The sequence below is a fragment of the Methylorubrum salsuginis genome (genome assembly GCF_900114375.1).
GTDB classification, from domain to species: Bacteria; Pseudomonadota; Alphaproteobacteria; order Rhizobiales; family Beijerinckiaceae; genus Methylobacterium; species Methylobacterium salsuginis.
On record NZ_FOSV01000021.1, the window covers coordinates 14,203 to 35,203 of the forward strand.

Genomic DNA, 21,001 nt, shown 5'->3' on the forward strand with positions numbered 1-21,001 from the left:
TCCGCGGGGGAGGGTGGCCCCCGAAGGGGGGCGGGAGAGGGGAGCCCGGCTTCCGGAGAAATCTCTGTCGGCCGCGGCCAAGCGGAATCGTCGCTCCCCTCTCCCGCCTGCTCCGCAGGCACCCTCCCCCGCAGAGGGGGGAGGGTTATAGTCTGCCGCGTAAGTCACAAAAACATCCATCACTCGGCCGGCATCGCCGCCGTCCCGCCCCGGCGGCGGCGCTTCGCCCAGAGCCTCATCCGGTCGAGATACAGGTAGACGACCGGGGTCGTGTAGAGGGTCAGGATCTGGCTGACGATCAGCCCGCCGACGATGGCCGTGCCGAGCGGGCGGCGCAGCTCCGAGCCCTCCCCGCCCGCGATGATCAGCGGCGCGGCGCCGAGCAACGCGGCCATCGTCGTCATCATGATCGGGCGGAAGCGTAGGATACAGGCCTCGAAGATCGCCTCCGCCGGCGGCAGGCCGCGGCTGCGCTCGGCGTCGAGGGCGAAGTCGATCATCAGGATCGCGTTCTTCTTGACGATGCCGATGAGCAGGAAGACCGCGATCAGGGCGATGATGGTGAACTCGGTCCCCGTCGTCAGCAACGCCACGAGGGCGCCGATGCCCGCCGAGGGGAGCGTCGAGAGGATCGTCAGCGGGTGGACGTAGCTCTCGTAGAGGATGCCGAGCACCGCGTAGACGGCGAGCAAAGCGGCCAGGATCAGGAGCGGCTGGCGCGAGGACGATTCCTGGAAGGTCTTGGCCGTGCCGGCGAACTCGCCGTGGATCGTCTGGGGCAGTTGCAGCTCGGCCATCGTCTTCTCGATGACGGCGGTGGCATCGCCCAGGCTCTTGCCCGGTACGAGGTTGAACGAGATCGTGGTCGCGACGAACAGGCCCTGGTGGGCGACCTGTACGGGAGCGCTGCCGGTCTCGAACCGGGCGAAGGCCGAGAGCGGCACCATCGTCTCCTTGGCGCTCGACACCGGCGCGCTCGACGAGGCGCCGCCCTTGCTCGCCGCGATGGCATTGCCGGCGGCATTGCGGGCGGAATCGGCGGCGATGCTGGACGCGTCTGGCGTTGAGCCGGACGCCGTGGAGGCCTGGACGTTGGCGGCGTCCTGCGTGGTCGGGCCGGCGACGGTGCCGGCGACCGCGTTGGTCGTGGCCGAGCCCCGCGCCTTCCCCCCGGTGGTCGAGACGTAGATCGTCTTCAACACTTCCGGGTTCTGCAGGTATCGCGGCGCGATCTCCATCACCACGTGGTACTGGTTGAGGGGGTTGTAGATCGTCGAGACCTGACGCTGGCCGAAGGCGTCGTAGAGGGTGTTGTCGATCTGGTCGGGGGTGATGCCGTAGCGGAAGGCGGTGGGCCTGTCGATGACGAGGCGGCTTTCCAGCCCACCCTCCTGTTGATCGGAGGTGACATCGGCAAAGATGTCGGTGCGCTTCTGCAGCGCCTGCAGGAGTTGCGGCGCGGCGGCGTAGAGTTCGGCCGCGGTGTCGCCCTGGAGCGTGTACTGGAACTGGGCGAAGCTCTGGCGCCCGCCCATCTTCAGGTCCTGGCGCGGAAACAGATAGAGCCGGGCGCCGGGCACCTGGGCGAGTTTGGGGCGCAGCCGCGCCATCACCTTCTCGATCGGCTCGCGCTGGCCCAGCGGCTTCAGGCCGACGAAGACGTTGGCCGAGTTGGTGCCGCGCCCGCCGGTGAAGCCGACGATGCTCTCCACCGCCGGATCGGCCTGGACGATGGCGCTCGCCTGTTCGAGCTTCTGCTTCATCGCCTGGAACGAGATGCGCTGGTCGGCCTGGATGCCGCCCATGAGCTGGCCGGTGTCCTGATCGGGGAAGAAGCCCTTCGGCACGATGGTGTAGCCGTAGACGGTGAGCCCGATCGCCGCGAACACGCTGAGCGCGGTGATGCGGCGGTGATGCAGCGCGATCCGTAGCGTCCGCTCGTAGCCCCGCAGCAGCGCGTCGAAGCCGCCCTCCAGAATGCGGATGAGAAGGTTGGGGCGCTTGCCCCGGTGCGCCTCGGCCTCCGGCCGCAGCAGCAGCGCGCACATCATCGGCGTGGTGGTGAGCGACAAGACCAGCGAGACGAGGATCGCCAGCGACAGGGTGACGGCGAATTCCTGGAACAGCCGCCCGACGATGCCGCCCATCAGCAGGATCGGCAGGAACACGGCGATGAGCGACAGGCTCATGGAGACGACGGTGAAGCCGACCTCGCGGGCGCCGACGAGCGCCGCCTCGACCCGCGGCTTGCCCATCTCGATATGGCGCTGGATGTTCTCCAGGACGACGATGGCGTCGTCCACGACGAAGCCGGTGGCGATGATGAGCGCCATCAGGGAGAGGATGTCGAGGGAGTAGTCGAGCATCCACATCGCCGCGAAGGTGCCGACGATGGAGATCGGCACGGCCACCGCTGGGATCAGCGTTGCCCGCCAGGAGCGCAGGAAGACGTAGGTCACGAACACCACGAGGAGGATCGCGATGATCAGCGTCTCCTCCGTGGTGGCGAGCGACGAGCGGATCGTCGCCGAGCGGTCGCCGGAGATGTTCAGGTCGATGTCGCCCGGCAGCGCCGCCCTCACCTGCGGGATCGCCGCGCGCACCCGCTCCACCGTCTCGACCACGTTCGAGCCCGGCTGCTTGTAGATGAACAGGATCACGCCCGGCTTGCCGTCGACGAGGCCGAGATTGCGCTTGTCCTCGACCGAATCGACCACCTCGCCGACATCCGAGAGCCGCACCGCCGCGCCGTTGCGGTAGGCCACGACGATGTCGCGGTAGTCGCTAGCCTGCCGGCCCTGGTCGTTGGCGTAGAGCTGGTAGCGGCGATCCCCCGCGACGATGTCGCCCTTGGGCGAGTTGGCGTTGGCCGAGGCGAGCCCCGCCCGGATGCCCTCCAGGCCGATGCCGTAGTGGAACAGGGCGGTCGGATCGAGTTCGACCCGGACGGCCGGCAGCGACGAGCCGCCGATATCGACGTTGCCGACGCCTTCGATCTGGCTCATGCGCTGCTGCACGACGGTCGCGGCCGAATCGTAGAGCTGGCCCGGCGTCAGCGTGTCGGAGGTCAGCCCCAGGATCAGGATCGGGGCGTCGGCGGGGTTGAACTTGCGGTAGGTCGGGTTGGTGCGCAGCGAGGTTGGCAGGTCGGCGCGGGCCGCGTTGATCGCCGCCTGCACGTCGCGGGCGGCGCCGTCGATGTCGCGGTTGAGGCCGAACAGCAGGATGATGCGGACGGTCCCTTGCGAACTCGTCGAGGTCATCTCGTTCACGTCGGCGATGACCCCGAGGCGTCGCTCCAGCGGCGCGGCCACGGTCGTCGCCATGGTCTCCGGCGAGGCCCCGGCCATCTGCGCCTGGACCAGGATGACGGGAAAATCGACCTGCGGCAGCGGCGCCACGGGCAGCCGGACATAGGCGAACAGGCCCGCGAGCAGCAGGCCGACGGTGAGCAGCGTCGTCGCGACCGGGCGGCGGATGAAGGGTTCGGAGAGGTTCATGGCACCCCTCCAAGCCCTCCCCCCTCCGGATATCGGGCTTGCCCGATATCCGCATCCAAGGCGCCCAAGTCGGGCAAGCCCGACTTGGGTTGGGGGGAGAGTGGCCCCTGCGTCAGCAGGGGTCGGGAGAGGGGAGCGACGGTGCCGGAGAATTCACGGCCGGCGGCAGCAAAGCGGAAGCGTGGTTCCCCTCTCCCGCCCGCTCCGCGGGCACCCTCCCCCGCAGAGGGGGGAGGGTTTTTTGGCGCGCGTCCTACCGACAACGTCACGACGCCGCCTCGCCCGGCGCCAGCCGGACCCCGCCCTCGCGCCGCCCCGTAATCCGCCGCTCCAACCGGTCGAACGCCAGATAAATCACCGGGGTCGTGAACAGCGTCAGGACCTGGCTGACGATCAGCCCACCGGCGATGACGATGCCGAGCGGCTGGCGCAGCTCCGAGCCGACGCCGCTTCCGAGAATCATCGGCACCGCCGCGAACAGGGCGGCGAGCGTCGTCATCAGGATTGGGCGGAAGCGCAGGAGGCAGGCTTCGTAGATCGCCTCGCGCGGCGCCTTGCCCTCCTCGCGCTCGGCCTGGAGCGCGAAGTCGATCATCATGATCGCGTTCTTCTTCACGATGCCGATGAGGAGCACGATGCCGATGATCGCGATGATGTCGAGCGACAACCCGAACCACATCAGCCCGAGCAGCGCGCCGATGGCCGCAGACGGCAGGGTCGAGAGGATGGTGATGGGGTGGATGAAGCTCTCGTAGAGCACGCCGAGCACGATGTAGACGGTGACGATGGCGGCGCAGACGAGAAACAGCTCGTTCGAAAGCGCGGTCTCGAAGGCGAAGACCGAGCCCTGCGGCACCACGTTGAAGCTCGCCGGGAGTTTGATCTCCTGTTTGGCCGTTTCCAGCGCCCCCACCGCCTGTCCGAGCGCGACCCCGGGGGCGAGGTTGAACGAGACCGTGGTGGCGGGGAACTGGCCGAGATGGCCGATCAGCAGCGGCGCGCGCCGCTCCTCCACCTTCGCGACCGCCGAGAGGGGCACCTGACCCGAGGGCGCGGTCGAGGACGGCAGGTAGAGATTGTTGAGCGATTCGAGCGAGGTGTGCAGCGCCGGGTCGGCCTCGAGGATGACGCGGTACTGGTTCGACTGGGTGAAGATGGTCGAGACGATGCGCTGGCCGAAGGCGTCGTAGAGTACGTTGTCTATTGTTGCCGGCGTGATGCCGTAGCGGCCCGCCGTCGGCCGGTCGATGGTGACGTAGGCCGCCAGCCCGTTGCCCTGGTAGTCGCTGGTCACGTCGGCGAGCAGGGGGGAGCGGCGCAGGGCCTCGACGTAGCGTGGCACCCAGGTCTCGAAATCGGTGAGGTTCGGGTTTTCGAGGATGACTTGGTACTGCGTCGCGGACACGGCGGTGTCGATCGTCAGGTCCTGCACCGGCTGCATGTAGAGCCGCACGCCCGGCACGTTCGCCGTCGCCGTGGTGAGGCGGCGGATGATGGCGCTGGCATCGTCCTTCCGCTGCTCCTTCGGCTTCAGGTTGATGAGGAAGCGGCCGGAATTGAGCGTGACGTTCTGGCCGTCGACGCCGATGAACGAGGACAGGCTGGCGACATCCGGGTCCTTGAGCACCATTTCGGCGAGCGCCTGCTGGCGTTCGGCCATGGCCTCGTAGGACACGCTCTGGTCGGCCTGTGAGATGCCCTGGATCACGCCCGTGTCCTGCACGGGGAAGAAGCCTTTGGGGATCACGACGAACAGGTAGGCGGTGAGCGCCACGGTGCCGAGGGTGACCAGCAGCGTCAGGCCCTGATGCGCCAGCACCACGCGCAGCGCCCGGCCGTAGGCGGCGATGACGCCGTCGTTCAGCCGCCGGCCGAAGCGCGCCAGAAACCCCTCGCGGCGGGCGACCGGGCTGTCGGCGCCATGGGCGACAGGCTTGAGCAGGCGCGCGCATAGCATCGGGACGAGCGTGAGCGAGACCACCGCCGAGATCACGATGGTGGCGGACAAGGTGATGGCGAACTCGCGGAAGAGTCGCCCGACCACGTCGGCCATGAACAGGAGCGGGATCAGCACCGCGATCAGCGAGACGGTGAGCGAGATGATGGTGAAGCCGATCTCGCGCGAACCCTTGAGTGCCGCCTCGAACGGATCGTCGCCCTCCTCGACGTGGCGGGCGATGTTCTCGATGACCACGATGGCGTCGTCCACGACGAAGCCGGTGGCGATGGTCAGCGCCATCAGCGAGAGATTGTCGAGCGAGAAGCCCCAGGCGTCCATCGCGGCGAGCGCCCCGATCAGCGACAGAGGCACCGACAGGCTCGGGATCAAGGTCGCGGAAAAACTGCGCAGGAACAGGAAGATGACCATCACGACGAGCGCGATGGCGAGCATCAGCTCGAACTGCACGTCGTGGACGGAAGCCCGGATCGTCACCGTGCGGTCGGTGAGCGTCGCGACGGCGACGGCGGCCGGCATCGTCGCCTGGAGCTGCGGCAACAGCTTCTTGATGCGGTCGACGGTGTCGATGACGTTGGCGCCGGGCTGGCGCTGGATATTGAGGATGACCGCGGGCGTGCGGTCGGCCCAGGCGCCGAGCCGGGTGTTCTCCGGAGCATCGACCACGTCGGCGACATCGGTGAGATGGACAGGCGCCCCGTTGCGGTAGGCGATGATCGAGTTGGCGTAGACCGAGGGGTCGCGCACCTGATCGTTGGCGTTGATGGCGTAGGACTGGGTCGGCCCGTCGATGTTGCCTTTCGGCGTGTTGACGTTGAGGTTGGCGATCGTCGTGCGCAGGTCGTCGATGTTGAGGCCGTAGGCGGCGAGCGCCCGCGAGTTGAACCGCACCCGCACGGCAGGACGCTGCCCGCCGCCCATGCTGACGAGGCCGACGCCCGCCACCTGACTGATCTTCTGGGCGAGCCGCGTCTCGGCCAGATCCCGCACCTGCGTCAGCGGGATGGTCGCGGAGGTCAGCGCCAGCGTCAGCACCGGCGCGTCGGCGGGGTTGACCTTGGCGTAGATCGGCGGCGCCGGCAGGTCCGAGGGCAGCAGGTTGCCCGCCGCGTTGATCGCCGCCTGGACCGACTGCTCGGCGATGTCGAGGGGGATGTCGAGGTTGAACTGGAGCGTGATGACCGACGCCCCCGCCGAACTCTGCGAGGACATCTGGTTGAGGTTGGCCATCTGGCCGAACTGCCGTTCCAGCGGCGCGGTGACCGCCGAGGTCATCACCTCGGGGCTGGCGCCGGGGTAGAACGTCTGCACCTGGATCGTCGGGTAATCGACGGCGGGCAGCGCCGAGACCGGCAGGTTCAGGTACGACACCGCGCCGACGATCAGGATCGCCAGCATCATCAGGGTCGTGGCGACCGGGCGCAGGATGAAGAGGCGGGACGGGTTCATGCGAACACGCCTTCGCCAGCCGCGCGCTCAACCCTCCCCCCTCTGCGGGGGAGGGTGGCCCCCGAAGGGGGGCGGGAGAGGGGAGCGACGGTGCCGGCGATCACGCCGTCGGCCGCGGCCAAGCGGAACCGTGGTTCCCCTCTCCCGCCCGCTCCGCGGGCACCCTCCCCCACCTCAAGTCGGGCTTGCCCGACTTGAGCAAGCAGGATGCGGATATCGGGCAAGCCCGATATCCGTTGGGGGGGAGGGTCTTTCTGCGCGCGCGACACCGTACTCATCACGGCTGCGGCCGCCTGCGGCCCCGGTGCTCGCCGGCGCCGTCCTTCGCGCCGGTCGCGTTTGGGGTGGAATCCGCCGCGGGCGTCGCGGGAGCCCCCGGCGCCGCCGAGCCCGCGGTGCCGCCCGGCGCCCCCGAGGCCGGCGCCCCGCCCTGCCCCGCAGAGTGCCCGACGACGCGCACTGCCGCGCCCTCGCGCAGGCGGTCGGTGCCGTCGGTGACGACGCGGTCGCCGGGTTGGAGGCCGGAGGTCACCACGGTGCGGGTGCCGTCGGTCTCGCCGGTCTGGATCGGGCGGACCGTGACCTTGTCGTCGCCGTTCATCAGATAGACGTAGGTGCCCGGCGTGCCGCGCAGGATCGCGGCGTTGGGCACCAGCGGGGCCTTCTCGATCGTCTCGACGGTGAGGCGCGCGTTGACGAACTGGTTGGGAAACAGCTCGTCCTCGGCATTGTCGAACAGGGCGCGCAGCTTCACCGTGCCGGTGGTCACGTCGATCTGGTTGTCGATGGTCTCGAGCTGGCCGGTGGCGATCTCGTGCTGGTCGCCGCGGTCGTAGGCGCGCACCGTCAGCTTGGCGCCCTGGCGCAGGCGGCGCATCACGCGGGTGACGTCGTCCTCCGGCAGGGTGAACACCACCGAGATCGGGTGGAGCTGAGTGACGACGACGATGTTGGTCGAGCCGGCGGTGACGTAATTGCCGAGATCGACCTGACGCAGGCCGACGCGGCCCTCCACCGGCGAGACGATACGGGCGTAGGTGAGGTTGAGGCGCTGCTGATCGACCAGCGCCTGATCGGCGGCGACCGTACCCTCGTTCTGCTTCACCAGGGCGGCTTGGGTGTCGACGTTCTGCTTCGAGATCGAATCCTGCCGGTTCAGCGTCTGGTAGCGCTGGAGGTCGAGCTTCGAGTTCTGCAGCAGCGCCTGATCGCGGGCGAGCTGGCCCTGGTACTGAGCGAGCAGGGCCTCGTAGGGGCGCGGGTCGATCTGGGCGAGGAAGTCGCCTTCCTTCACGGTCTGGCCTTCGCGAAAACCGATCTTGGTGAGGTAGCCGCTGATCTGCGAGCGAATCGAGACGGTGGCCAGCGGCGTCACCGTGCCGAGGCCCTGGAGCACCACCGGCATGTCGCCGGTGACGATGGGGGCGACGCCGACCGCCTGCTTCATGTCGGCCGGGCGCCCTCCTCGGCCGGGGCCGCCATGGCCGGGGGCCGCCTGCTGCTCGGCGGGCTGCTTGCGCGCCTCGTAGCTGCGGTGGGCGACGGCGCCCGCGCCGCCGAGCGCCAGGAGCACGAGCATCCAGCGGCCGAAGCGGCGGCGCTTGCGTACCGGGGCAGACGCGGGCGCCTCCCGGTCCGGGGTTTCCCGGTACTGGCGGGCCGTGTCCGTGCGGATCGGCGAACTCTCGTTCATCCCTCAAAACTCGTCGGCGAGCGGGGTGTCGTCATCGCGCGGCCAGGGCTGCGCGATCGAACATAGCGGCGATCCGGCCGCAGACCGCAGCAGCGGGTTGCCGCATCCCCCGGAGATTTCGCGGCAGCGAAGCCGCTCACCTTGTCACGGGCAATGCGGTCTCTCTAGGGCGCCGACGTTTCCGGCATGTTGCTGCCCGGCCCCGCGTCCTTCGGGAGATAGAGTCGCACCACCTCCCGGAACGTCTCGTCGACCGGCGTCACCGGCACGAAGAGCCGCAGCGACAGGCCGGCGAGGCCGGCGCCGAGGGCGAGCAGGAGGCAGGTGACAAGGCGCATGGAGGATCCGCCCGGAGGATGGGTGCCGTCGATCGCAAATAGCCGATGCGGCGGAAGAAGCTCCAGACCCCAGAATGGCCAAGCGGATCGTTCGGGGGGCGGACACGAAAAAGGCCGCCGTATGGAACGGCGGCCTCTTCGAACGACCGGACCGGCCGGCCGCACCGGAGAAACGAGGGGGCGAAGTTCCTCAAGTGCGGCGGCCGGTCCGACCGTGGGGTGAACATGACTTCACGGCTGACGATCGTCAACATTCGTCAGCCCTCGAATCGGCACCGCTGGCCGGTTTTCGTGCGGGATGAACTGAGTCGTGTGCGTGATCGCACGCGGCCAACTGCCTGTCGCGCCCTTCCGTCAAGTTTTTACCGGTGCGCCCTTGTTTTCGGAACAACACGGTCCAGCGCGTGCAAGTCCTCGGACTGCAACTGTGCTCGCGAAGCCGGGGGCGCAACGGTGGCCTCGCGCCGCGCCGAGAGCCGGCCGGACGGGGCATCGGCGGCCGGGGTTCGCCGGACAGGGGGGCGAGTCCTTGGAGGCGACCGCTTGGAGGCACCGCCCGGTTCTGCCAAGAGGCGGAGCATGATTCCGCGCTTCAACCCCGTCTTCGCCGACCTGCCCGAAACCGTCTTCGAGACGATGTCGGGGCTCGCCCGAAAGCTCGGGGCGATCAATCTCGGCCAGGGCTTTCCCGACGGCCAGGGGCCGGACGACGTGCGCGCGGCGGCCGCCCGCGCCCTCGACACCGTCAGCAACCAGTATCCGTCGATGATGGGCCTGCCCTCGCTGCGCACGGCCATCGCGGCGCATTACCGGCATCATCAGGGGCTCGACCTCGATCCCGAGCGCGAGGTGATGGTGACCTCCGGCGCCACCGAGGCGCTGGCCGGGGCCTTGCTCGCCCTGGTGCGGCCGGGCGACGAGGTCGTTCTGTTCGAGCCGATGTACGACGCCTACCTGCCGCTGGTGCGCCAGGCCGGCGGCGTGCCGCGCTTCGTCACCCTCAAGCCCCCGCATTTCGGCCTGGACGAGGCGGCGCTGGCGGAGGCGTTCACCGAGCGCACCCGCGTCGTCGTCCTCAACAACCCGCTCAACCCGAGCGCGACGGTCTTTTCCGAGGCCGACCTCGCGCTGCTCGCCGAGTTCTGCTGCCGCTTCGACGCGGTCGCGGTCTGCGACGAGGTGTGGGAGCATCTGGTGTTCGACGGGCGCCGCCACGTCCCGCTGATGCGGCTGCCGGGGATGCGCGAGCGCACGGTGAAGATCGGCTCGGCGGGAAAAATCTTCTCGCTCACCGGCTGGAAGATCGGCTTCGTGATGGCCGCCGAACCGCTGATGCGCGGCCTGTCGCGGGCGCACCAGTTCCTCACCTTCACGACGCCGCCCAACCTTCAGGAGGGCGTGGCCTACGGTTTGGGCAAGGACGACGCCTATTTCGAGGAGATGCGCGCCGGCTTTGCCCGCTCCCGCGACCGGCTGTCCGCGGGGCTGACGCGGCTCGGCTTCACCGTGCTGCCGAGCGCGGGCACCTACTTCCTCTCGATCGACATCGGCGACGGCCCGGAGGGCGACCGGGCCTTCTGCGAGCGGATGGTGCGCCAGCACGGCGTCGCCGCGATCCCGATCAGCGCCTTCTACGCCGAGGGCGCCGTGCGCAACCTCGTGCGTCTGTGCTTCGCCAAGACCGATGCGACGCTGGATGCGGCGCTGGAGCGGCTCTCCGGGATGCCCCATTCGGTCTGATCGATCCCGCCAAATCGGTTCTTGTCGAAGGCATGGGGCGGGGCCACATCCCGCGTCATGACCACGCGAGTCGACACCCCTCACATGGCCTTCCGCGAGCCCAACGGCGTTTTCGGCAAGCCCGACGGCGTCTTCCGCGAGCCAGCCGGCACGGCGCAGATGCGCCGTCTCACCGATACGAGCCCGGAGGCCAGCCTCCTGCGCTTGGAGCAGCTCGCCCACCTGATGGACTCGGCCTTCGTCGTGCCGGGCCTCAACCGCCGCGTCGGCCTCGACGCGGTGATCGGCCTCGTGCCGATCGTCGGCGACATCGCCGGCATGGCGATCGCGTCCTACATCGTCTACGAGGCGAGACGGCTCGGCGCGCCGCGCTGGCTCGTCTGGCGCATGATGGCGAACGTCGCCCTGGACGGCGCCGTCGGTGCGGTGCCGCTGGCCGGCGACCTGCTCGACGCCGCCTTCAAGGCGAACCGCCGCAACGTCACCCTCCTGCGCCGCCATCTGGAGCGCAAGGGCGGCTTGCGCCCGAGCGAGATCGAGGGCACCGCGACCCGGCTCGACTGAGCCGGGCATCGGCTGCCCTCTAGCATCGTCCCGAAAGGTGGTTGCCGGCTTTCGGACAAAGACGATGCGGGGCAGGAACCTAGAGGATCGTCCTAGATCCGATATCTAGGACGATCCTCTAGGGAAGGGTGAGCCGATGAACGAAGTCCTGCGACCCGAGCCCGACGCGGTGCCCGTCACCGCGCCGGGCAACGCGCCGCAGATGCAGCCGCTTCCGACCGCGTCGCGCCGCGGCCTGTCGCCGCTGAACCGGCGGCGGCTCGCCAACTTCCGCGCCAACCGCCGCGGCTTCTGGTCGGCACTGCTGTTCGCGCTGCTGTTCGTGGTGAGCCTGTTCGCCGAGTTCATCGCCAACGACCGCCCGCTCGTGGTGCAGTACAAGGGCGAGTGGCTGTTTCCCGTCCTCGTCGATTATCCGGACGAGAAGTTCGGCGGCTTCCTGGCCCAGACCGATTACCGCGCGCCCGAGACGCGCCAGGAGATCGAGTCGAACGGCTGGGTGCTGTGGCCGCCGATTCCGTATTCCTACAACACCTTCATGAGCGACCTGCCGACGCCGTCGCCCTCCCCGCCGACTTGGATGCTGTCGGACGAACAGTGTCGCCCCGTCGCCGAGCGGGCCGGCGTGAAGCCCGAGGGGCGGGCGCTGGGCTGCCGCGACATCGAGCAGCACTGGCTCGGCACCGACAACGCCTCGCGCGACGTGCTCGCCCGCGTCATCTACGGCTTCCGCATCTCGGTGCTGTTCGGCCTCGTGCTCGCCGGCCTGTCCTCGGTGATCGGCGTGATCGCGGGGGCGGTGCAGGGTTATTTCGGTGGCTGGACCGACCTGATCTTCCAGCGCGTCATCGAGATCTGGAGCGCGATCCCGACGCTCTACCTCATCATCATCATGTCGGCCTTCCTCGTGCCGAGCTTTTTCACCTTGCTCGCGATCCTGACGCTGTTCGCCTGGACCGCGCTGGTCGGCGTCGTGCGGGCAGAGTTCCTGCGCGCGAGAAACTTCGAATACGTCCGCGCGGCGCGCGCGCTGGGTCTCTCCAACATCCGCATCATGACGCGCCACCTGCTGCCCAACGCCATGGTGGCGACGCTGACCTTCCTGCCGTTCATCCTCAACGGCTCGATCACCACCCTGACCTCGCTCGATTTCCTGGGCTTCGGCCTGCCCCCCGGCTCCCCCTCCCTCGGCGAGCTGCTGGCGCAGGGCAAGGACAACATCAACGCGCCCTGGCTCGGGCTGACCGGCTTCTTCGTGGTGGCGGCGATGCTGAGCCTGCTGGTGTTCGCCGGTGAAGCGGTGCGCGACGCGTTCGATCCGAGGAAGACGTTCGGGTGAGCGCTCAGCGCTGCGCCTGATCTCCGCCCGGCGGCCCCCGCCAGCCGGTCTCGACGGTGAAGCTCACCATCCGCGGCCCGGCGGAATCGCCGCCGATCCCGACGCGGTATTCGCCCGGCTCGACCACCAGCGTCCCGTCCGGCTCGTGATAGCCGAGATCGCGCGCCGGGATGCGGAAATGGGCCGTGCCGGTCTCGCCCGAGGCGAGGTCGAGCAGCACGGCGCCCTTCAGCAGGCGCTTGGGGCGGCTGCGCGACGCCACCGGCTGGCCGAGATAGAGTTGCGCCACCGCCCGCCCCGGCCGTGGGCCGATATTCGTCACGGGCGCGCGCACCTCCAGCACCGCCTCGTAGCGGTCGCCGACACCGACCTTCGGTGTCAGCACCTCTGGCTCGCCATAGGCGAAGCGGGTGTAGGACAGCCCGTGGCCGAACGGGAACAGCGGCAGCGGCGATTCGTCGGCGTAGCCCATGGTCCAGCGGCTGCCCGGCAGGTGCGGGCGCCCGCCCGGCAGCGCGTCGTAGGTCAGCGGCATCTGACCCACCGTGCGCGGCCACGACACCGGCAGTTTTCCGGATGGGCTCACGTCGCCGAACAGCGTCTCGGCGATGGCCGGACCGCCCTCGGTGCCGGGAATCCAGGCCATCAGCATGGCGTGAGCCCGCTCGGGAGCGTCGCCGAGTTCGGTCGGACGACCGCCGAACACGACGAGCGCCACCGGCTTGCCGGTCTCCGCGACTGCGGCAAGCAGGTCGTGCTGCAGGCCCGGCCAGTTCAGATAGGCGGTGGAAGACCCCTCCCCCGAGCGGTCGCGCGGCTCGCCCATCACGGCCACCACGAGGTCGGCCCCGCGCGCCGCCTCGACCGCCGCGGCGAAGCCCGTCCGCTCCGTGCAGACCCGCGGGCAGCCCTCGGCAAAGACGACCTCGACGCCCGAGGCCGCGGCCCGCTCCCGCAGGCCCGTCAGAATCGTGACCGTGTCCTGCGGCTGGCCGTTGCCCTCGTGCGGGCCGACCTGATCCCAAGCAGCGTCGGCGAAGGGGCCGACCAGCGCGATGCGGCGCACGCGTTCAGGATCGATCGGCAGCACGGCCTCGCGGTTCTGGAGCAGGACGAGGCTGGCACGCGCCGCCTCGCGGGCGATCCGCCGCGTCTCGGGCAGGAGCAGGCGGCTCTCCGCGCCGGCCGGATCGATCGGCGGGCGCTCGAACAGGCCGAGCCCAAATTTGAGCCGCAGCACCCGCCGCACCGCCGCATCGACCGCGGCCTCGGGGATGCGCCCGGCCCGTACCTCGTCGGGCAGGTGGCGGAGGTAGAGCCCGCTCGTCATGTCCATGTCGACCCCCGCGGCCAAAGCCTTGCGGGTGGCCTCGGCCCCGTCGCGGGCGACGCCGTGCTTCACGAGGCTCGCAACCGCCTGCCAGTCGGCGACGACGAGGCCGGAAAACCCCCATTGGCGGCGCAGGATGCCGGTCATCAGCCCGGCATCCGCCGTGGTCGGCACGCCGTTGAGGGCCGTGAGCGCGGTCATCACCGCGTCGGCTCCGGCCCGGATGCCGGCGCGGAACGGCGGCAGGTGGAGATCGTGGAGTTCGCTCGGCGCCACGAAGGTCGCGTCGTAGTCGCGCCCGCCCAGCACCGCGCCGTAGCCCGCGAAGTGCTTCAGCGTGCTGGCGAGGCCGCCGTCGCGAAACCCCTCGACCTGGGCCGCGGTGAGCCGCCCGGTCAGCCACGAGTCCTCACCAAGTCCTTCGACCACCCGGCCCCAGCGCAGGTCGCGGGCCACGTCCGCCATCGGGGCGAAGGTCCAGGTGATGCCGGCGGACGCGGATTCCCGCGCCATGGCGGCGGCGGCCCGGCGCACGAGGCCCGGATCGAAGCTCGCCGCCAGGGCCAGCGGCAGCGGGAAGATCGTGCGGTAGCCGTGGACGATGTCGAGGCCGACGAGCAAGGGGATGCCGAGCCGCGAGGCGCGGGCGGCGCCATCGGCTTCCGCCGCGAGCCAAGCGTTGCTGAAGTTGATCACCGCGCCGACCTCGCCGCGGCGGATCGCGCCAGGATCGTTCAGCGGCTCGTTCGAGATCAGGTTGAGCTGGCCGGCCTTCTCCTCCAGCGTCATCCGCGCGAGCAGGGCCTCGATGCGGGCCTCGACCGACGGCGCCAGGACGGGGACGGATTGGGCGTGCGCCGCGCCGAGACAGAGCCAGGCCGCCGCCGCGGGGCCGGCCCACCTCGCCCTCATCCCCCCCATCCCCGCCCCCCGAACCGTCCCGTTCGGGGGATCATAAGCGCGGCCGTGAGGCTCGGCCATGCGGCGGACCCGCGCCGCCATCAGGATCGCGTGAAGGCCCGCCGCGCGCGTCAGGCCGCCAGCACGACCGCCGCCTCGGGTATGGGCGTCTCGTCCACCATCACCTGATCGCGGCCGGAATGCTTCGCGCCGTAGAGGGCGCCGTCGGCGCGGCGCAGCAGGTCGTCGAGGGCCCCGCCGGCGCCCGCGGCGGCGATGCCGATGCTGACGCCGACGCGCAGGTCCGGATAGTCCGGATGGGCGATGCGGCCGACGGAATCGCGCACGCTCTCGGCGAAGCGGGCGGCCAGCACCGGGCCGGTTTCCGGCAGAAGGCAGGCGAATTCCTCGCCGCCCAGGCGCCCGAACACGGCGCTGCGCGGCAGCATCGGCGATGCGGCGTGGCAGAACGCGGTGAGCACCGCATCGCCGACGCTGTGGCCGTAGCGGTCGTTGATCGCCTTGAAGTGGTCGAGGTCGAGCAGGAGCAGGGCGGCGGGACGGATGGCGAGGCAGGCCTCGGCCCGGGCCACGAAGGCGCGGCGGCTGGCGATGCCGGTGAGCGCGTCGGTCTCGGCGGCGAGCCGCTGTTCGCGCTCGGCCCGCTCCTTGGTGAGGGCCATCAGCACGAAGGCGATGGCGATCGAATAGAGGGTGCCGACGAAGCACAGGATCGCGAACCAGGGCGAATCGGAGCCAGGCGCGAAGGCCGGGGGCGGGATGAACGCGGCCAGTGGGATGCGGACCCAGTAGATGACGGCATAGGTCCCGAGCAGGATGAGGGCCGGATAGCGCGACACCAGCGGCTCGCCGCGGCCCCGCCAGACCGTCCAGGCACCGAGCGCGCAGTAGCTGCCCGCGATGATGGAGGCCACGATAATGCGGGCCGGCAGCGAGGCGTAGAAGGCCGGCGCGAGGCAGGCCCCGAGCCAGACGACGGACCCGGCCAGCGCCCAGCCGAGGAGCGGGCGGCGCCCCTCGAAGGCGCGCACGCCGCTCCAGATCAGGCCGTAGGCGCCGATCATCACGGCGTTGCCGAGCCCGATCGAGACCGGATCTGGGATCGCGCCGCGCAGGCCCAGCATGCAGGAGGCGACGCTGCCGGCGAGATGAGCGATGCCCCAGATCGCCAGCGCCCGCTCGCGCCGGGTCTGGCTCCAGGACAACAGAAACAGCGCACCCACCATGAAGGTGACGGCGACCGTCATCAGGAACAGGGTCGGCACATCGAGGCGCATCGTTGCCCTTGATCGGTGCGGCGGAGGCGGCGTGGGCCGCTTCGACCCCTGGTTAGCCTAGCAGGCCGAAAGGTTTCTTATCCAGCCCACATGCTCGCGATATTTAACACGTTTTGCCCGGCTGGATTGTGGATTCGTCCTCCGGCGCGTCGTTGAGCGGGTGCAAATCGCGCACCATGCCTTTCAGCCGCTCGTCGAGGACGTGGGTGTAGATCTGGGTCGTGGCGATGTCGGCGTGCCCGAGCAGTTCCTGCACGATGCGCAGGTCGGCACCGTTCTGGAGCAGGTGGCTGGCGAAGGCGTGTCGCAGCACGTGCGGGCTGACCCGGTCGGATCGCAGGCCCGCCGCCGCCGCAACCGTCTTCAGGTCGCGGGCGAAGGCTTGGCGCGTGAGATGGCCGCTCTCGCTGTCGGCGGGAAACAGCCAGGGGCCGTCCGCGGGCAGATGCGCGGCGTGGGCCGCCATCGCGGCGCGGGCAAGGTCGGTCAGCGGCACCAGCCGCTCGCGTCCGCCCTTGCCCTTGACCACGAGGTAGCGCTCCCGGCTCGCGGCGGCCGTCCGCGGCAGGGCGATCAGTTCTGAGACCCGCAGACCCGTGGCGTAGAGCAGTTCGAGCAGGCACAGCATCCGGGTCGCCGCCCGCGCCTCGGCCCGGTTCTCGGGATTCGCCTCGGCCCGCTCGCGGGCCAAAGTGAGCAGGCGATCGACTTCGGCCACCGAGAGCACCTTGGGCAGGCCCTTGGCCCGGCGCGGCGAGGCGACCGGCGCGGTCGGGTCGCCCTCGGCGAAGCCCTCGGCGTAGAGGAAGCGGTGGAAGCCGCGGATGCAGGACAGGCGGCGGGCCGCCGAGGAGGCCTTCAGCCCCCGCGGTTCCAGCTCGGCGATGTAGGCGCGGACGATCTCGGCCTCGATCTCGACCGGATCGAGCCCTTGGCCGGTCAGGTAGCCGAGATAATCGTCGAGGTCGCGCCGGTAGGCCGCCAGCGTGTTGGCGGCGGCCCCCCGCTCGGCGGCGAGCATCTCCAGGTAATCCCGCGAAAAGTCCTCCCGCGCCACGTCCGGCGGCGGGGGCGCGCTCATCGGTTGCCCGGCTGCAGCTTCGTGTTCGGGATGGTCACGCTCATTTCCCGCTGGGTCGGCTGGACGAAGGTCGCGAGCGCGAACATCCCGGCGAAGACCAGCCCCGCGAGGATCGCGATCGTGGCGAGGAAGCGGAACAGGGTGGGCAAGGGAACCGGCCTTTCGGCAAGGCTACGCGGACGAGCGGCCGTGTTGCCGACGTGTTGCAATGCGGGACCGCCCGCCCCGATTCCCACGGGGCGGCGGCGAAGGCAAGGACCGGCAGAGCACAGATCGGGTCAAATCCGCGCGCGACGGGGCCGTTCAGAGTGCCTCACAAAACTCCCGTTCACGGCCGGTTCCTCTTTCGGCCGCGACAGGGCAGCGGGCGTTTTGTGCGAGACGCTCAGAACCGGTTCTTCCAGGCTCTCAGCGCGGTGAACACCATGGCCGGGTCGGTGCCCTCGGGCAGATCGACGGCCCGCGCCAGCGCCGGCTCGGCCGCGCGCAGGAACGGGTTCGTCGCCTTCTCGTCGCCGAGGGTGGAGGGGATCAGAAAGCGGCCCTCCTTCGCCAAGGCTTCGGCTTCGGCGACGCGGGCCCGGAGGGCGGCGTTGTCGGGGTCGGCGGCGAGCGCGAAGCGGGCGTTCGAGAGCACGTAATCGTGCCCGCTATAGACCGCCGTCTCGTCGGGCAGCGGCAGGAAGCGTTCGAGCGAGCGCCACAGGATGACGGGATCGGCCTCCATCACCCGGCCGCAGCCCAGCGTGAACAGGGTGTCGCCGGAGAAGACCACGCCGGCCTTGGCGAAGTGGTAGGTGACGTGGTCGGCGCAGTGGCCCGGCGTCTCCCACACCTCGGCCTCCAGGCCGCCCACGGTCACGCGGTCGCCCTCGCTGACGTAGCGGGCGGCGCCCGGCACCGCCGCGCCCGCCTTCACCGGTGCGGTGACGCGGGCGCCGGTGCGCTCCACCACCTCCGCGATGCCCTCGATATGGTCGGCGTGGCGGTGGGTGACGAGGATGTCGGTGAGGCGCCAGCCCTCGGCGTCGAGCGCGGCCAGGACGGGGGCGGCCTCCGGCACGTCGATGGCGGCGCAGGCGCCGCTCTCGGGGTCGCGGATCAGCACGCCGATATTGTCGCTCCGGCACAGGAAGGCCCGGATCTCGGGGGCGGCGTTCGGCATCGGAGAACTCCCGTCGCGTCGTGTGGTCCGGAACAAGCTCGGCCGGACGTCGCCGGGGAACCGGCTCGGCCCCCCACCGGTTCCCTACGCCCTGCTGCGCGGGCGCCGGCTCGCGCCGTCCACATCCTTGGCCGCGCCCCGCTTGCCGGACGCGGTCGCGATCCCCATTGATGCCGGACGAGGGGCGCGTCCGCGGGCCCGCCTCCCCGTGTCCCGCGAAGGATCGGCCGTGCCGGCACCCCACCCGATGCGCCTCGACGTCACGGATCTGCGCGCCTTCTATGCCAGCCCGCTCGGCGCCGTGACGCACCGCGTCGTCGCCCGCTCGATCCACGGCTTCCTCGGCTCGGTCTCCGGCCTGCGGGTGCTCGGGCTCGGCTACGTCACGCCCTATCTCGGGCCGGTCCACGTCATCGCTGAGCGCACGCTGGCCTTCATGCCGGCGACGCAGGGGGTGGTGAACTGGCCCTCCAGCGGGCGCTCGGTGACGGCGCTGGCCGACCCGACCATGCTGCCGCTGCCGGAAGCCGCGGTCGACCGGGTGATCCTCGTCCACGCGCTGGAGGCGGTCGAGAGCCCGAGCGAGTTGCTCGCCGAGGTGTGGCGGGTTCTGACGCCGGGCGGCCGGCTGATCCTCGTCGTCCCCAACCGCACCGGCGTCTGGGCGCGGCGCGACGCGACCCCCTTCGGCCACGGCCAGCCCTACAGCCGCTCGCAGCTCGGCCGGCTGATGCGCCAGACCCTGTTCTCGCCGGAGGGCTGGGCCGAGGCGCTCTACATGCCGCCGATCCGCAGCCGGTTCTGGCTCGGCACCGCGGGCGCCTGGGAGCGCCTCGGCACGGGCCTCGCCCTGCCCTTCGCCGGGCTGCACGTGGTCGATGCGACCAAGCAACTCTACCGGCCCGTCACCGTTCGGCAGGTGCGCCGCCTCGAGACCCGCGTTCCGGCCAGGGTTCTGGTGCCTGCCGGCCAGCCCGGTTAAGGCCCACGGAATGATCCCGTTCACGGGCTTTGAGTCCGCCCTCACCAGCTTCCTGCTCGCGCTGTCGGGCCTGTTCTCGATCGTGAATCCGGTGGGCTCGGCGCTGATCTTCGCGCAGGTCACGGCCGAGCGGTCGCACGCCGACCGCGCGGAGCTGTCGCGCCGGATCGGCTTCTACGCCGCGCTCGTGATGCTCGCCGCCCTCTGGGCCGGGGCGCCGATCCTCAACTTCTTCGGCGTCTCGCTGGCCGCGCTCCGCATCGCCGGCGGCCTCGTCGTCGCGGCCTCCGCCTGGACGCTGCTCTCGGCCCCCGAGGCGCGCGAGGCCCGCAAGCAGGCCGAGGCCGGGCCGGAACCCGGCGAGGGCGTGCGCGGCGAGGGGCTGGCCGAGGTCGCGTTCTTCCCCCTGACGCTGCCCTTCACCACCGGGCCCGGCACCATCGCGGTGGCGATCGCCCTCGGTGCCAACCGCCCGGCGGAGGGGCCGGACCGGATCGGCTTCTATATCGGCGCCTCGCTCGCGGCGCTCGCCATCGCCGGCATGGTCCGCCTCGCCTACGGCTCGGCCGACCGGGTCGTGACCCTGATCGGGCCGGTGCGGGCCCGCGTCCTCGGGCGCCTCTCGGCCTTCCTGCTGCTCTGCGTCGGCACGCAGATCACCGTGAACGGCATCTCGGACGTGCTCGGGCCGCTGATCGCCGCCGCCCACAAGGCTTGAACTCCGCGCGATTGCGGTAGAAGCACCCGCACGAAGCGGCGGTTCGGAAGATGGGGCAGGCATGAAGCTCGTGGTCGTGGGCGCTGAAGGGCGCATGGGGCGGATGCTGATCCGCGCGGTGGCCGAGGCCGAGGGCTGCTCCCTGCACGGCGCCATCGAGCGCGCAGGCTCCCCGGCGATCGGGCGCGATGCCGGGCTGCTCGCGGGAATCGGCGAACTCGGCGTACCCGTCACCGACGATCCGCTCCCGCTGTTCGTGGCCGCCGACGGGGTGCTCGACTTCACCGCCCCGGCCGCGACCGTGGCCTTCGCCGAACTCGCCGCGCAGGCCCGCATCGTCCACGTCATCGGCACCACCGGCTTCTCCGAGGACGACCTGGAGCGCCTGCGGGCGGCGAGCTTCCATGCCCGCCTCGTACGCTCGGGCAATATGTCGCTGGGCGTCAACCTGCTGGCCGGCCTCGTGCGCAAGGTCGCGGCGACGCTGGGTGAAGAGTTCGACATCGAGGTGCTGGAGATGCACCACCGCATGAAGGTCGATGCTCCCTCGGGCACCGCCCTGCTGCTCGGCGAGGCGGCGGCGCAAGGGCGCAACGTGTCGCTCGCCGAGACCAGTGTGGCGACGCGCGAAGGCCATACCGGCGCGCGCCGGCCCGGCGATATCGGCTTCGCGACTTTGCGGGGCGGCTCGGTGGTCGGCGACCACAGCGTGATCTTCGCCGGCCCCTCCGAGCGGATCACCCTCTCCCACCACGCCGAGGACCGGGCGATCTTCGCCCGCGGCGCGCTCAAGGCCGCGCAATGGGCCTTCGACAAGCCGCCGGGCCTCTACGGCATGGACGACGTGCTGGGGCTGTGAGGCCCACGACCGATCGACGATGATGCGCTCATCGTCGATCGTCCCTGCGACGGCAGGATCATCTGTCTTGCCCCGCGCCACGCGGTAT

15 protein-coding genes are annotated in these 21,001 nt (G+C 70.4%); 6 read left to right on the forward strand and 9 right to left on the reverse strand.

The genetic code is table 11. From position 1 onward, the window contains the following. Nucleotides 1-179: 179 nt before the first annotated feature. The 4 genes from BM140_RS19850 to BM140_RS25970 all read right to left on the reverse strand — a co-directional run bounded on the left by BM140_RS19850 (nt 180) and on the right by BM140_RS25970 (nt 8,937). On the reverse strand, nt 180-3,500 hold the full coding sequence (locus BM140_RS19850; protein ID WP_091950323.1) for an efflux RND transporter permease subunit: 3,321 nt from the start codon (nt 3,498-3,500) through the stop codon (nt 180-182). Between the two features lie 265 nt (nt 3,501-3,765). Beyond that, on the reverse strand, nt 3,766-6,906 hold the full coding sequence (locus tag BM140_RS19860; protein WP_091950326.1) for an MdtB/MuxB family multidrug efflux RND transporter permease subunit: 3,141 nt from the start codon (nt 6,904-6,906) through the stop codon (nt 3,766-3,768). Nucleotides 6,907-7,183: 277 nt separating this feature from the next. Beyond that, on the reverse strand, nt 7,184-8,599 hold the full coding sequence (locus tag BM140_RS19865) for an MdtA/MuxA family multidrug efflux RND transporter periplasmic adaptor subunit (protein ID WP_091950328.1): 1,416 nt from the start codon (nt 8,597-8,599) through the stop codon (nt 7,184-7,186). A 164-nt stretch (nt 8,600-8,763) separates the two neighbouring features. Beyond that, nucleotides 8,764-8,937 (reverse strand): hypothetical protein, encoded by a 174-nt coding sequence (locus BM140_RS25970; protein ID WP_165616505.1) that lies wholly within the window; start codon nt 8,935-8,937, stop codon nt 8,764-8,766. Nucleotides 8,938-9,516: 579 nt separating this feature from the next. Here BM140_RS25970 and BM140_RS19870 point away from each other — a divergent pair. From BM140_RS19870 to BM140_RS19880, 3 genes are all read left to right on the forward strand, one after another. Then, the gene (locus tag BM140_RS19870) at nt 9,517-10,677 is read left to right on the forward strand and encodes an aminotransferase (protein ID WP_091950330.1); all 1,161 of its coding nucleotides are present in this window, start codon (nt 9,517-9,519) and stop codon (nt 10,675-10,677) included. 159 nt (nt 10,678-10,836) lie between these two features. Continuing rightward, nucleotides 10,837-11,241, forward strand: coding sequence for a DUF4112 domain-containing protein (locus tag BM140_RS19875; protein ID WP_244535524.1), 405 nt, complete (start codon nt 10,837-10,839; stop codon nt 11,239-11,241). A gap of 136 nt (nt 11,242-11,377) precedes the next feature. Further along, nucleotides 11,378-12,580 (forward strand): ABC transporter permease, encoded by a 1,203-nt coding sequence (locus BM140_RS19880; RefSeq protein ID WP_091950332.1) that lies wholly within the window; start codon nt 11,378-11,380, stop codon nt 12,578-12,580. 4 nt (nt 12,581-12,584) lie between these two features. On the opposite strand, the gene BM140_RS19885 is transcribed toward BM140_RS19880, so the two are convergent. The 5 genes from BM140_RS19885 to gloB all read right to left on the reverse strand — a co-directional run bounded on the left by BM140_RS19885 (nt 12,585) and on the right by gloB (nt 18,354). Beyond that, the gene (locus tag BM140_RS19885) at nt 12,585-14,822 is read right to left on the reverse strand and encodes a glycoside hydrolase family 3 N-terminal domain-containing protein (protein WP_091950334.1); all 2,238 of its coding nucleotides are present in this window, start codon (nt 14,820-14,822) and stop codon (nt 12,585-12,587) included. Between the two features lie 119 nt (nt 14,823-14,941). Next, the gene (locus tag BM140_RS19890) at nt 14,942-16,108 is read right to left on the reverse strand and encodes a GGDEF domain-containing protein (protein WP_091950336.1); all 1,167 of its coding nucleotides are present in this window, start codon (nt 16,106-16,108) and stop codon (nt 14,942-14,944) included. 103 nt (nt 16,109-16,211) lie between these two features. Beyond that, complete coding sequence (locus BM140_RS19895) at nt 16,212-17,189, reverse strand: site-specific tyrosine recombinase XerD (protein ID WP_091950338.1); 978 nt, start codon at nt 17,187-17,189, stop codon at nt 16,212-16,214. After that, nucleotides 17,186-17,338, reverse strand: a complete 153-nt coding sequence (locus tag BM140_RS19900; protein ID WP_091950340.1) for a histidine kinase — start codon at nt 17,336-17,338, stop codon at nt 17,186-17,188. Before BM140_RS19900 ends, BM140_RS19895 begins: the two co-directional genes overlap by 4 nt. A gap of 236 nt (nt 17,339-17,574) precedes the next feature. Beyond that, nucleotides 17,575-18,354, reverse strand: a complete 780-nt coding sequence (gene gloB / locus BM140_RS19905; protein ID WP_091950343.1) for a hydroxyacylglutathione hydrolase — start codon at nt 18,352-18,354, stop codon at nt 17,575-17,577. A gap of 247 nt (nt 18,355-18,601) precedes the next feature. On the opposite strand from gloB, the gene BM140_RS19910 reads away from it, so the two are divergent. From BM140_RS19910 to dapB, 3 genes are all read left to right on the forward strand, one after another. Next, nucleotides 18,602-19,336: a class I SAM-dependent methyltransferase gene (locus tag BM140_RS19910; RefSeq protein ID WP_091950346.1), complete on the forward strand. Its 735-nt coding sequence runs from the start codon at nt 18,602-18,604 to the stop codon at nt 19,334-19,336. Nucleotides 19,337-19,346: 10 nt separating this feature from the next. After that, nucleotides 19,347-20,054 (forward strand): MarC family protein, encoded by a 708-nt coding sequence (locus BM140_RS19915; RefSeq protein ID WP_091950348.1) that lies wholly within the window; start codon nt 19,347-19,349, stop codon nt 20,052-20,054. Between the two features lie 61 nt (nt 20,055-20,115). Next, nucleotides 20,116-20,913 (forward strand): 4-hydroxy-tetrahydrodipicolinate reductase, encoded by a 798-nt coding sequence (dapB, locus tag BM140_RS19920; RefSeq protein WP_091950350.1) that lies wholly within the window; start codon nt 20,116-20,118, stop codon nt 20,911-20,913. The last annotated feature ends 88 nt before the right edge of the window (nt 20,914-21,001 follow it).

Bases quoted from the DNA above. Each gene is read 5' to 3' on its own strand.
- BM140_RS19850 (WP_091950323.1), bottom strand. From the start codon at position 3,500: ATGAACCTCTCCGAACCCTTCATCCGCCGCCCGGTCGCGACGACGCTG.
- BM140_RS19860 (WP_091950326.1), bottom strand. From the start codon at position 6,906: ATGAACCCGTCCCGCCTCTTCATCCTGCGCCCGGTCGCCACGACCCTG.
- BM140_RS19865 (WP_091950328.1), bottom strand. From the start codon at position 8,599: ATGAACGAGAGTTCGCCGATCCGCACGGACACGGCCCGCCAGTACCGG.
- BM140_RS25970 (WP_165616505.1), bottom strand. From the start codon at position 8,937: ATGCGCCTTGTCACCTGCCTCCTGCTCGCCCTCGGCGCCGGCCTCGCC.
- BM140_RS19870 (WP_091950330.1), top strand. From the start codon at position 9,517: ATGATTCCGCGCTTCAACCCCGTCTTCGCCGACCTGCCCGAAACCGTC.
- BM140_RS19875 (WP_244535524.1), top strand. From the start codon at position 10,837: ATGCGCCGTCTCACCGATACGAGCCCGGAGGCCAGCCTCCTGCGCTTG.
- BM140_RS19880 (WP_091950332.1), top strand. From the start codon at position 11,378: ATGAACGAAGTCCTGCGACCCGAGCCCGACGCGGTGCCCGTCACCGCG.
- BM140_RS19885 (WP_091950334.1), bottom strand. From the start codon at position 14,822: ATGAGGGCGAGGTGGGCCGGCCCCGCGGCGGCGGCCTGGCTCTGTCTC.
- BM140_RS19890 (WP_091950336.1), bottom strand. From the start codon at position 16,108: ATGCGCCTCGATGTGCCGACCCTGTTCCTGATGACGGTCGCCGTCACC.
- BM140_RS19895 (WP_091950338.1), bottom strand. From the start codon at position 17,189: ATGAGCGCGCCCCCGCCGCCGGACGTGGCGCGGGAGGACTTTTCGCGG.
- gloB (WP_091950343.1), bottom strand. From the start codon at position 18,354: ATGCCGAACGCCGCCCCCGAGATCCGGGCCTTCCTGTGCCGGAGCGAC.
- BM140_RS19910 (WP_091950346.1), top strand. From the start codon at position 18,602: ATGCGCCTCGACGTCACGGATCTGCGCGCCTTCTATGCCAGCCCGCTC.
- BM140_RS19915 (WP_091950348.1), top strand. From the start codon at position 19,347: ATGATCCCGTTCACGGGCTTTGAGTCCGCCCTCACCAGCTTCCTGCTC.
- dapB (WP_091950350.1), top strand. From the start codon at position 20,116: ATGAAGCTCGTGGTCGTGGGCGCTGAAGGGCGCATGGGGCGGATGCTG.